Consider the following 12,125-nt stretch of genomic DNA (forward strand, 5'->3'; position numbering starts at 1 on the left):
CCAGAGTCTTTCCGCGGAAACAGCCTGGATTGCTCGCTTCGCTCGCAATGACGATGGAGCCGGCCCTACTCCGCCGCGTCCCGCATCTCGGCGCGCTCGGCCCTCGCAGCGCAGAACTTGAACTCCGGGATCTTGCCGAACGGATCCAGCGCCGGGTTGGTCAAAAGGTTCGCCGCCGCTTCCGCATAGCAGAACGGCATGAACACCATATTCTCCGGCACGTCGCGGTCGGAGCGAACCTTGACCTCGACCGCACCGCGGCGGGTCTCGAGGCGAATGAAATCGCCGGGTGCGAGCTTCTTCCTGTGCATGTCCTTTGGCGACATGAACGCGACCGCCTCCGGCTCGATCTGGTCGAGAACCTGGGCGCGGCGGGTCATCGAGCCGGTGTGCCAGTGCTCGAGCACGCGGCCGGTCGAGAGCACCATCGGATATTCGGCGTCGGGGATCTCGTCCGGCGGGATGACGTGGGCCGGCACGATCTTGCCGCGGCCGCTCGCGGTCGGGAAGCCCGTGGTGAAGATGATCTCGTTGCCGGGCTTGTCGGGAGCGTCGGCCGGGTAAGTGACGGCGCCTTCGCGCACCAGCCGTTCCCAGCTGATGTTCTTGAGCGACGGCATCAGCTCCGCCATTTCAGTGTAGACCTCGCCCGGGCCGGAATAATTCCACGGCAGGCCCATGCGCTTGCCGATCTCCTGAATGATCCAGAGATCCTGCCGCGCATCGCCCGGCGGCTTGATCACCTGGCGCGCGAGCTGCACGCGGCGATCGGTGTTGGTGAAGGAGCCATCCTTCTCGGCAAAAGCCGAAGCCGGCAGGATCACGTCGGCGTGGAACGCGGTCTCGGTGACAAAGAGATCCTGCACCACAAGATGATCGAGCATCGCCAGCGCCTGGCGCGCATGCTGCAAATCGGGGTCGGACATCGCGGGGTTCTCGCCCTCGATATACATGCCCTTGATCTCGCCGGCATGGATCGCATTCATGATCTCGACCACGGTCAGGCCGCGCACGGGATCGAGATCCTGGTCCCACATCTTTTCGAAAGCCCCGCGCAAATCGTCGCGGCCGACCGGCTGATAGTCCGGCAGGAACATCGGGATCAGGCCGGCATCGGAGGCGCCCTGCACATTGTTCTGGCCGCGCAGCGGATGCAGACCGGTGCCGGGACGGCCGACCTGGCCGGTGATCAGCGCCAGCGCGATCAGGCAGCGCGCATTGTCGGTGCCGTGGACGTGCTGGCTGATGCCCATGCCCCAGAAGATGATCGACGATTTTGCCCGCGCATAGGTGCGCGCGACCTCGCGCAAGGTCTGCGCCGGGACGCCGCAGATCGGCTCCATCTTCTCCGGCGTGAACTCCTTGATCTTCTCCTTGAGATCCTCAAAGCCCTCGGTGTAGCCGGCGATGTACTGGTCGTCGGTCAGCCCCTCGGTGATGATCGTGTTGATCATCGCGTTCAGCATGGCGACGTCGGAGCCCGGCTTGAACTGCAAGTGCTTCGTCGCATGACGCGACAGCGTCTGCCGGCGCGGATCCATCACGAACAGCTTTGCGTTGTTCTGCTTGACCGCGTTCTTGATAAAGGTTGCCGCCACCGGATGGTTCACGGTCGGGTTGGCGCCGATCACGATGATGACCTCGGCATCCATCGCAGCCGAGAACGGCGCCGACACCGCGCCCGAGCTCAAACCTTCGAATAGCGCCGCGACCGAGGAGGCGTGGCACAGACGGGTGCAGTGATCGACATTGTTGGAGCCGAAGCCGGTGCGCACCAGCTTCTGGAATAGATAGGCCTCTTCGTTCGAGCCCTTCGCCGAACCGAAGCCGGCCAGCGCCTTCACGCCATTGGTGTCGCGGATCTTGACGAGGCCCTTGGCGGCGATGTCGAGTGCTTCGTCCCAGCTCGCTTCGCGGAAGTGCGTGAAGGGATTGGCCGGATCGACCTGATCGTTGGAGTCCTTCTTCGCATTCGGCAGCCGCACCAGCGGCTTGGTCAGGCGATGCGGATGGTGGATGTAGTCGAAGCCGAAGCGGCCCTTGACGCAAAGACGGTTGTGATTGGCGGGGCCGTCGCGGCCTTCCGCATAGATCACCTTCTCGTCCTTGACCTCGTAGGTGACCTGGCAGCCGACGCCGCAGAACGGGCAGAGCGAATCGACCTTCTTGTCCGCGTAAGTGACGCGGGTCTGCTGGTCGTCGAGCATCACGGCCGGCATCAAGGCGCCGGTCGGACAGGCCTGCACGCATTCGCCGCAGGCGACGCAGGTGGACTCGCCCATGGGATCGTCGAAGTCGAACACGATTTTCGAGCCATGGCTGCGATAAGCCATGCCGATGACGTCGTTGACCTGGACCTCGCGGCAGGCGCGCACGCAAAGGCCGCACTGGATGCAAGCGTCGAGGTTGACGCGCATCGCCGGATGGCTGGCATCAGTCTCCCAGCGCTCGGCGGCGGGGAAGCGGCTCTCGGTGACGCCGGTCGTCTCGGCCCAGTGCCAGAATTTGGACTCCGGATCGTGGCTGGTCTCGCGCGCCGGCTGGTCGGCGACCAGCAGCTCCATCACCATCTTCTGCGCCGACACGGCACGCGCCGACTCGGTCTTCACCTTCATGCCGACCGACGGCGTGCGCTTGCAGGATGCTGCGAGCACGCGCTCGCCCTCGATCTCCACCATGCAGGCGCGACAATTGCCGTCGGGGCGATAGTCGGGCGCCGGCGAATAGCACAGATGCGGGATTTCGCGTCCCCCGCGTTTTGCGACTTGCCAGATCGTCTCGCCGGCGTTGGCTTCGACCTGCTTGCCGTCGAGCTCGAACGTAATCTTGGTCATTCGGCCGCTTCCTTGAACTCGTCAGGGAAATATTTGATCACGGTGGAGAGTGGGTTCGATGCCGCCTGACCAAGCCCGCAGATCGAGGCATCGCGCATCGCCTGGCTCAATTCTTCCAGCAAGGCACGGTTCCAGACCGGCTTCTGCATCAGCTGCGCCGCCTTCTGGGTTCCGACGCGGCACGGCGTGCACTGGCCGCAGCTCTCGTCCTCGAAGAACTTCATCAGGTTCAACGCAGCCGCACGCACGCTGTCCTTTTGCGACAGGATCACGATCGCGGCAGAACCAATGAAGCAGCCGTATTTCTCCAGCGTGCCGAAATCGAGCGGGATGTCGTCCATCGCCGCGGGCAGGATGCCGCCCGACGCGCCGCCCGGCAGGTACGCATAGAACTGGTGACCGTCGGCCACGCCGCCGCAATATTCGTCGATCAATTCGCGCACGGTGATGCCGGCGGGCGCGAGCTTCATGCCGGGATTTTTCACGCGGCCCGAGACCGAGAAGCTGCGCAGGCCGTGGCGCTCATGGCGGCCATTGCCCTTCCACCAGTCCGCGCCCTTCTCGACGATGTCCCGCACCCACCACAGCGTCTCGATATTGTTGATCAGCGTCGGCAAGCCGAACAGGCCGACCTGGAACGGGTAAGGCGGCTTGTGCCGGGGCAAGCCGCGCTTGCCCTCGATGCTTTCGAGCAGCGAGGATTCCTCGCCGCAGATGTAGGCGCCGGCGCCGCGGCGCATATGCAGCGTCGGGCCGCCTGCGGGCAGCTTGGCAAGCTCGCGCTCGAGGATTTCGCGCGACGCCGGATATTCGTCACGTAGATAGATGTAGACGTCGGAGGCCTGCACCACATGCGCGCCGATCAGCATGCCCTCGATGAAGCGATGCGGATCGCTTTCGAGATAGACGCGGTCCTTGAACGTGCCGGGCTCGCCCTCGTCGCCGTTGATCGCCATCAGCCGCGGGCCGGGTTCGCCGAGCACCGCGCGCCATTTGCGTCCCGTCGGGAAGCCGGCGCCGCCGAGGCCGCGCAGCGAGGCGTCGTCGAGCCCTTTCAGGAGATCGTCCTTCGACAGCTCGCCCGAGCGCACGCGGTTGAGCAGCTTGTAGCCGCCATCGGCGACATAGGCGTCGTAGTCGATATACTTTGGCAGATGCGCATGGGTATCGCCGGTCTTCGCTGCCGCCATCACATTGGCGACGGTCGCGTGGTCGATGAAGTTGTGACCGACTTCCGCAGCAGGCGCGGTATCGCAGCGGCCGACGCAAGGCGCGCGCACGACGCGGATGCCGGGTCCGGATGCGCTCAGCAAATCGGCGAGCAGTTTTTCACCGCCGAGCATCGCGCAAGTGAGCGAATCGCAGACGCGGATCGTGAGCGGCGCGACATCAGGCTCGCCTTCCTTCACGATGTCGAAATGCGCGTAGAAGGTCGCGGTCTCGAACACTTCGGCGAAAGCGAGCTTCATCTCGTCGGCGAGCGCGGCGAGATGCGCGGCCGAGATCTGGTGATATCTGTCCTGGATCAGGTGCAGATATTCGATCAGCAGATCGCGCCGCCGCGGCTTGTCGCCGAGCAATTGCCCGATCTCGTGGGCGGCGGTCGGATCGACCTGCCGCCCCTTGGGCGTAGCCTTTGCGCGCTTCCGTCCCTGGCCGGGATGTTCGAATTCGCGAACCTTGTGAACGTCGTCGTTGCTGCTCATGGAAACGTCGCGTTCTCCTCAAAACCGCGATGACCTCAGGGCGCGATCGCCATCCCGATCCACCCTTATTTCCAGGCCTGACCGTCAGGAACCGCGTCACCCGCGTCCGCGGATCAGGTCTCATTCCGTGCAACTCTAGCCTCTGGTATACCAGACGCCAAGTAAATTTAGAACGTGTCTATAACGATTTAGGAGGCGGGCAGCCGCCCTGCCACACCCCCCATACGCCAACTCACTGGGAACCCGACCTCACGTCTTGCTCATGCACTCTTCAATGTAGAACCAGCGATCGTCGCCGATCAGCCCCTTGGACTTCACATCGGCGCGGCAGGTCTTGAGCTTGGGCTTGTTGGCGGACCACTTCGCCTTCATGTCCTTCAGCTTCTGCATCGTGAGCTTGATCTTGCCCGGCTTGGCCTCGGTCGTCGCGGCAGGTGCCGTGGCGGCAGGCGCCGCCGCGGTTTGCGCGGACGCGATATGAACGCTTGCGGCCAGCATCATGGCGGCAAGGCAGATACGGGTACGAAGCATCAGAATCCCCCTAGATCCCATTCTTGATCATTTTTGAAAGGCATGCGCCGCGAGACGCTGGCGTTCAGCATCCCGCGGCGAGTGTGGGTTTGCGATCAGAAAATCTTGACCGCGCTCTCCAGCGTCTTCCAGACACCCCAGAGCAGCGGGATGCCGACGAAGGCCCAGAACATCGCCGCCTTGCCGTCGAGCCCGCCAAATCCGATGCCGTAGGAGCCATGCGGCCCCGAGGCAGCAGCGGTGGCGCTCGCCGCCTGCAGCTTGGCAACATCGGCGTCCTTCATGTGCCACTTCGAATCGACCGGCTTGATCAGATAGTTGCAGATCAGGCCCGCAATCAGCATCGCACAGAGGATGTACATGGTGGTGTTGTAGAGCTGGTCGCGCGGCACGCCGGCCGCGAGCTGGAACTCGCGGATGTAGTTGACTACGACCGGGCCGATGATGCCCGCGGTCGACCATGCCGTCAGCAGCCGGCCGTGAATGGCGCCGACGAACTGCGTTCCGAACATGTCGGCCAGATAGGCCGGCACGGTGGCGAAGCCGCCGCCATACATCGACAGGATGATGCCGAAGCCGAGCACGAAGAGAAGCTTCGAGCCCATCGCCGCAAAGGTCGGCGCCAGCGCGTAGAGCACGATGCCGAGGATGAAGAACGTATAGTAGGTGTTCTTGCGGCCGATTTTGTCCGACAGCGACGCCCAGAAGAACCGGCCGCCGATGTTGAACAGCGACAGCAGTCCGGCGAAGCCCGCAGCAATGCCGGCGATCTGCGCCTTCTGTCCGGCATCCAGCGCGTTGAAGCCGACGTCCGGCAGGCCGATCAGTTTGCCTCCGAAGATTTCCTGCAGCATTGGCGACGCCATACCGATCACGCCGATACCCGCGGACACGTTCAGGCAGAGCACCCACCAGATCAGCCAGAATTGCGGCGTCTTGTGCGCGTCGTTCAGGTGAACGTTGCTCTTGGAGATCATCGCATTGGCCTTGACCGGCGGGGTCCAGCCCTCGGGCTGCCAGCCGGGCGGCGGCAAGCGATAGCGGAAGGCGCCGATCATCATGAACACGAAGTAGATGACGCCCATCGCGACGAAGGTCTCCCAGACGCCGACCGAATTCGGGGTCTTGAAGTAGTTCATCAGTAGGTTCGCAAGCGGCGCGCCGATCATGGCGCCGCCGCCAAAGCCCATGATGGCCATGCCGGTCGCCATGCCGCGGCGATCCGGGAACCATTTCACTAGCGTCGACACCGGCGAGATGTAACCAAGGCCGAGACCGATGCCGCCGATCACGCCCGAGCCCAGCCACAACAGCCAGAGCTGATGGGTGTAGACTCCAATCGCGCCGAGGAAGAGACCGCCGCACCAGCACAGCGCCGAGACGAAGCCGGCCTTGCGCGGGCCGACGCGCTCCAGCCAGCCGCCCCAAACTGCAGCCGCGATCCCGAGCAGCACGAAGAACAACGTGTACATCCACCCCATGCTGGCGACCTTCCAGTCGCAGCTGGTGGTGAACAGTTCCTGCACCAGCGACATGTCGGGACAAGCCTTCGGCGCGGTCAACCCGATCGCGCGCGAGAGCGGCAGCCAGAACACCGAGAAGCCGTAGGCCATGCCGATGCACAAATGGATGCACAGCGCCGCCGGCGGCACCAGCCAGCGATTGAAGCCGGCCGTTGCGATCGTGTGTTCGCGATCAAGAAATCCTGCGCCCGCGCCTGACAGCCTTCCGGCGCTTTCAACTGTAGCCATGCATTCCTCCCCTGCAGCCGCCCTTCTGAACAGCCTGCCGCTACGATCCCATTCCTCAGCCCGTTGCAGCGCAGCCTGTGTCCCTGCTGCTCTGCACAATCATCCGACACGCGTCAGGATCGTCGCGCGCGTCCGAAAAAGTTAACCCCTCGAGCGGGGTTCTATGCCTGATACATCGCGCAAGCTTCGTGCGTGGCCCGCTGATCCGCGTATCGCAGACAGGACTCAACCTCCGCGTCTGCGCGGAGAAAGTCAATTTGGGCAGAAGCCATGATTGATGTCGATAGACAAAAGGTAGGTATCGGCAGAGTGACCGGGCACTACGAGCGCAGCGCACCATTGGCTTTCTCTATCGAACCATCGACTTTCTCTATCAAGAACACGATGCGCGCCTCGTTGCGCTCGGTGATCTCCACCGCGTCGCCCGTCTCGCGGATCAGGTTCGGAATGTCAATTACCGACAAAGGATCAGTGCAGTGCACTTCGAGCTGATCGCCCGGCTGCAGCGGTTTCAGCGCCTTGCGCGTCTTGAGGGCGGGCAACGGGCATTTCAACCCAGTGAGATCGAGCGTGGTTCTGGTCATGGGCGCAACATGGCGAGGTGAGGCGATGGCGTCAACGCAGGCGCTCAGAGCAGATCGGCATAGGACAAGAAACCTACGCTCTGCCCCGGCTCGACGTGAATGATGTCCTCGCCGAGCTCGACGAGGCCATCGGTCTCGACCAAGGACGACAACAGACCGGCGCCTTCGCGCGGGAACTTGACGGCCTCCAGCGCGCCGTCCTCCGTGCGCCGCAGCGAGGCGCGAACATATTCGCGGCGGCCGATCTTCTTCTTGTAGGCGAATGCCGCGCGCACCGGGATCGGCAACAGCGGCTCGGGCAGACCGCCCGCCAGCGCCAGCACCGTCGGCCGCACCACATGGACGAAGGTGACAAAACTCGCGACGGGATTACCGGGCAGGCCGATCAGCGGCGTGCCGTCGATGATGCCCATCGCCACGGGACGGCCAGGCTTGATCGCCATCCGCCACAGCACCAGCGAGCCGATGCTCTCGACCGCCGCCTTGACGTGATCTTCCTCGCCTGTCGAGACACCGCCAGTGGTGAGGATCAGGTCGTGGTGACCTGCAACCTGCTTCAAACCATCCGCGAGCGACTTGCGCTCGTCGCGCAGGATGCCGAGATCCGAGACCTCGCAGCCGAGCCGGCGCAGCATCGCCATCAGCATGAAGCGGTTGGAATCGAACAGCTGCGAGGCCGCGCGCGGCTCGCCGGGCGAGGCCAGCTCGTCGCCGGTCGAGAACACCGCAACGCGAATGCGCCTGACCATTTCGAGCCGGGTCAAACCGAACGCCGCGGCAAGCGCGACATGCTGCGGCAGCAAGCGCTGGCCGGCGCGCAGCGCGACGTGCCCTTCCGGAATGTCCTCGCCAGCGGGGCGGACATTCGCCCCCGGCTTCAGCCCCGACGGCAGCACGATTCTGCCGGAATCATCGATACGGACATCTTCCTGCATGAAGACCGTCTCGGCCTCAGGCGGCATCGGCGCGCCCGTAAAAATGCGCGCGGTGTGGCCGGGCTTGATTGGGGTCTGCGCCAGACCACCGGCCTGGATGCGGCCATCGAGCGGCAACGCTTGTTCCGCGCTTGCCGGAAGGTCGGCGCTGCGCACGGCGTAGCCGTCGACGGCGGAGTTGGTAAACGGTGGCAGCGGCAGCGGCGCCGCGATATCGCGCGCCAGCACGCGCCCGTCCGCATCGACGAGCGCCACCGTTTCGAGATCGGCGACCGCATTGACGCGCGTCGTGATCAAGCCGACGGCCTCGTCGACCGACATCATCGGTCCGCCGAAAGCAAAACAATCGTCCGACAGTTGCGCCATGGTGCCTCGTCAGCGCATCGCAGCGCTTTTCGCGACCGCTTCCTCGACCGGCATGGCCGCACGCAGCAGCAGCGCCGCCGCAGCCTCGACATCATCGAGATGGACGCTCGGCAGCCGCGTTTCAATAGTGATGTCCGTCGCGATCCCGACAATTCCGGGATCGTCGGGAAACAGCAGCGGCTTGTTGTTGGCGGCGCGATGCACCTCGATCTTGCGATGCGGCTCGCGCTTGAAGCCTTCGACCACGACGAGATCGACCGCGGAGAGCTTGCTCAATAGTTCCGGCAGAAGCGGCTCCGCCGCGCCGCGCAGTTCATGCATCAGGGCCCAGCGGTTTGACGACGCCACCAGCACCTCGGCCGCGCCCGCCTCGCGGTGACGCCAGGAATCCTTGCCGGGCACGTCGACATCGAACTGGTGGTGCGCATGCTTGATCACGGAGACGCGCAGGCCTCGCGCGTTGAAATGCGGGATCAGCCGCGTCAACAGCGTGGTCTTGCCCGCACCGCTCCAGCCTGCAAGGCCGATGACTTTCATTTCAGCTCCGTCTCCGCGAGCGACTCAATGCCTGATGGAACCACCGGCCTCTCCCCGTCATTGCGAGCGTAGCGAAGCAATCCAGACTGCCGCCGCGGAAAGATTCTGGATTGCTTCGCTGCGCTCGCAATGACGAACGGAGGCATTTCGTTCTCTCCACGCCATGCTTATATCGGCTTGACCCGAATGTCATGCTAACGTCGCACCCATGATGAAGATCGACAAAGCCCCGGTGCCCCTGATCGTCCCCAACCCGGACGACGCGCGCCTGACCCAGAGCGTGACCGGGACCGACCAGACCGGCGCCAGGATCGAGATCAAGGTGCCGATGGAGCGGCCGCTGACGCTCTATTTGAATGCGCAGGAGATCGTCACCATGATGACGATCGGCGACTATCCGGAATATCTGGCGCTCGGCTATTTGCTGAACCAGAACATGCTGAAATATAATGACGCGGTCACCGAGGTCGAATACGACGACGACCTTCAGGTGGTCGTCGTGCGCACCGAGCATCACACCAATTTCGAGGCCAAGCTGAAGAAGCGCACGCAGACCTCCGGCTGCGCGCAGGGCACCGCCTTCGGCGATCTGCTGGAGGCCGTCGAGAGTGTCGCGCTGCCGAAGGCGGAGCTGCGCACGTCCTGGCTCTACCAAATGACGCAGACCATCAACACCATGCCCTCGCTGTATCTCGAGGCCGGCGCGATCCATGGCTGCGTGCTGTGCAAGGAAGGTGAGCCGCTCTGCTACACCGAGGATGTCGGCCGCCACAACGCCGTCGACAAGATCGCCGGCTGGATGTACCGCCACGGCGTCGATCCCTCCGACAAGATCCTCTACACCACGGGACGCCTCACCTCGGAGATGGTGATCAAGACGGTGCGCATGGGCATTCCGATCCTGGTGTCACGCTCCGGCTTCACCGCCTGGGGCGTCGATCTCTCACGACAAGTAGGCTTGACGCTGGTCGGTCGCGCCCGTGGCAAGCGCTTCATCGTGCTCGCGGGCGAGGAACGCATTGTCCGCGATCAGAACCTCGCTTACGTCGAGGAAGAATCGACCAAGCACAAGCGCAAGGGTGAAAGTGGTGACGACTGAGATTCCTCCGACGCAAGGCGTACTGCTCGCCGGCGGTCTCGCCCGCCGCATGGGCGGCGGCGACAAGCCGATGCGCACCATCGGCGGCCGCACCATTCTGGAGCGCGTGATCGCGCGTCTGAAGCCGCAATGCAGCGGGCTGATCCTCAATGCGAACGGTGATCCCGCGCGCTTCGCCGCATTCGGCTTGCAGGTCGTTGCCGACGACGTGCCCGGCTTCCCCGGCCCGCTCGCCGGCATTTTGGCCGCGCTCGACTGGACCGCGGCGAACCAGCCCAAAGTGGAGTGGGTGCTCAGCGCCGCCGGCGACTGCCCGTTTTTGCCGCGCGATCTCGTCGCACGCTTGCATGACGCGCGCGCGCGGGAGAACGCGCAGCTCGCAGTCGCCGCATCCGGTGATCAGTCGCATCCGGTGATCGGGCTGTGGCGCGTGGCCTTGCGCGACGAGCTGCGTCACGCGCTGGTGGTCGAGGATCTCCGCAAAATCGACCGCTGGACCGCGCGCTATCCGCTCGCGACGGTGACGTGGCCGGCCGAGCCGCTCGATCCGTTCTTCAACGCCAACACGGTCGAGGACATCGCCGAGGCCGAACGGCTGGCGGCGCTGGATGATGCGGCTTAGTCAAGCTCAAGCCGCCAGCGGCACCGACCAGGCGTCGTAGCCGTAGACCCAGCTCGTGTCGGTCCGCTCCCTCAGCCAGATGTTGGCACGCGAAGTCTCCTGTACCCGTGTCGTTCGCTCTTTCCGCGTCGCCTCGAAGCGGCAGAACGCGTCCGCGATGCCGTCGCGATCGACACCATCAAGGCAGCGCGACAGCACGGCGGCATCCTCGATCGCCATGGCCGCGCCCTGCGCCATATAGGGCGTCATCGGATGGCAGGCATCGCCGAGCAGCGTCACCTTGCCGTCCGCCCAACGATCGAGCGCCTCGCGATCCATGATCGCCCATTTGTGCACGTCGGGGCACGCCGCGAGCACTTTTCCGACCTGCGGATGAAAGCCTGCGAACGAGGCGCGCAGATCGCGCACGTCGCCCTTCGCCGACCAGGACTCGATGCGAAAATCCGGCTCAGGCTGGCTGGTGACGAGATAGACCTCGCTTCGATCGGGCTTGACGTAATAGATCACGATGTGGCGGTCCTCGCCCCACCATTTGGTGCAATCATCGATCTTCTCACCGCCGAGCAGCGCGGCCGGATAGGTGGTACGATAGGCGATGCGGCCGGTGAATTTCACCGGCGCAGTGTCGAACAGGATATCGCGCACCGCCGAATGGACGCCGTCCGCGCCGACCACGGCATCGGCGACAGCACTGGTGCCGTCAGCAAAACTCAGCCGGATCCCCTCACCGGTCTCGTCGAGACCGACCAGCTTGTGGTTGAGCTTCACGACCTCGTCCGGCACCGCGCTCGCCAACGCCGCGTGCAGATCGCCCCGATGGGCGAGCAGATAGGGCGCGCCGAATTTCTCCTCCGCGCTTTCGCCAAAAATCATGTCGAACTTGATGTCGCCGCTCTTCCAGTCGCGGTTGTTCCAGGAGCGCGGATAGAACGACTGGCCGCGCATCCGCGCCTCCAGCCCGAGTGCGCGCAGCACCTTCATGGCGTTACAGCCGATCTGGATGCCGGCACCGATACGGGCGAACTGGGAGGCCTGCTCGTAGACCATCACGTCGATGCCGACGCGCCTAAGCGCTGCGGCGGTCGCGAGCCCGCCCATGCCGGCCCCGACGATCGCAACCGAAAGCGGCCTTGCCATCGCGTCCCCCACCCTGATTCCCG

General features: G+C 64.3%; 10 protein-coding genes. 2 read left to right on the forward strand and 8 right to left on the reverse strand.

Annotated features, from left to right (window positions below):
- Positions 1 to 65: 65 nt before the first annotated feature.
- The 7 genes from fdhF to mobB form a co-directional block, all read right to left on the reverse strand.
- The gene (gene fdhF / locus IVB29_RS36610; RefSeq protein ID WP_247508287.1) at positions 66 to 2,834 is read right to left on the reverse strand and encodes a formate dehydrogenase subunit alpha; all 2,769 of its coding nucleotides are present in this window, start codon (positions 2,832 to 2,834) and stop codon (positions 66 to 68) included.
- Complete coding sequence (locus IVB29_RS36615) at positions 2,831 to 4,540, reverse strand: NADH-ubiquinone oxidoreductase-F iron-sulfur binding region domain-containing protein (protein WP_247508288.1); 1,710 nt, start codon at positions 4,538 to 4,540, stop codon at positions 2,831 to 2,833. The genes fdhF and IVB29_RS36615 overlap by 4 nt, the downstream gene beginning before the upstream one ends.
- A 249-nt stretch (positions 4,541 to 4,789) precedes the next feature.
- Positions 4,790 to 5,071, reverse strand: a complete 282-nt coding sequence (locus IVB29_RS36620; RefSeq protein WP_247508289.1) for a hypothetical protein — start codon at positions 5,069 to 5,071, stop codon at positions 4,790 to 4,792.
- Positions 5,072 to 5,166: 95 nt separating this feature from the next.
- Positions 5,167 to 6,822 carry an OFA family MFS transporter gene (locus IVB29_RS36625; protein WP_247508290.1) on the reverse strand — a complete coding sequence of 552 codons (1,656 nt, stop codon included), beginning with the start codon at positions 6,820 to 6,822 and terminating at the stop codon, positions 5,167 to 5,169.
- A 320-nt stretch (positions 6,823 to 7,142) separates the two neighbouring features.
- Complete coding sequence (locus tag IVB29_RS36630; RefSeq protein ID WP_247508291.1) at positions 7,143 to 7,406, reverse strand: sulfurtransferase TusA family protein; 264 nt, start codon at positions 7,404 to 7,406, stop codon at positions 7,143 to 7,145.
- 44 nt (positions 7,407 to 7,450) lie between these two features.
- Positions 7,451 to 8,707 carry a gephyrin-like molybdotransferase Glp gene (gene glp / locus IVB29_RS36635; RefSeq protein ID WP_247508292.1) on the reverse strand — a complete coding sequence of 419 codons (1,257 nt, stop codon included), beginning with the start codon at positions 8,705 to 8,707 and terminating at the stop codon, positions 7,451 to 7,453.
- A 9-nt stretch (positions 8,708 to 8,716) separates the two neighbouring features.
- Entirely contained in the window at positions 8,717 to 9,244 is a 528-nt protein-coding gene (gene mobB, locus IVB29_RS36640; RefSeq protein WP_247508293.1) for a molybdopterin-guanine dinucleotide biosynthesis protein B, read from the reverse strand.
- Between the two features lie 208 nt (positions 9,245 to 9,452).
- Here mobB and fdhD point away from each other — a divergent pair, with 208 nt between their 5' ends.
- Positions 9,453 to 10,343, forward strand: coding sequence for a formate dehydrogenase accessory sulfurtransferase FdhD (fdhD, locus tag IVB29_RS36645; RefSeq protein ID WP_247508294.1), 891 nt, complete (start codon positions 9,453 to 9,455; stop codon positions 10,341 to 10,343).
- The gene (mobA, locus tag IVB29_RS36650; protein ID WP_247508295.1) at positions 10,324 to 10,965 is read left to right on the forward strand and encodes a molybdenum cofactor guanylyltransferase MobA; all 642 of its coding nucleotides are present in this window, start codon (positions 10,324 to 10,326) and stop codon (positions 10,963 to 10,965) included. The genes fdhD and mobA overlap by 20 nt, the downstream gene beginning before the upstream one ends.
- 6 nt (positions 10,966 to 10,971) lie before the next feature.
- On the opposite strand, the gene IVB29_RS36655 is transcribed toward mobA, so the two are convergent.
- Positions 10,972 to 12,102: an FAD-dependent monooxygenase gene (locus tag IVB29_RS36655; RefSeq protein WP_247508296.1), complete on the reverse strand. Its 1,131-nt coding sequence runs from the start codon at positions 12,100 to 12,102 to the stop codon at positions 10,972 to 10,974.
- Positions 12,103 to 12,125 lie beyond the last annotated feature (23 nt).

Source organism: Bradyrhizobium sp. 1, assembly GCF_023073315.1.
Classification (GTDB): domain Bacteria; phylum Pseudomonadota; class Alphaproteobacteria; order Rhizobiales; family Xanthobacteraceae; genus Bradyrhizobium.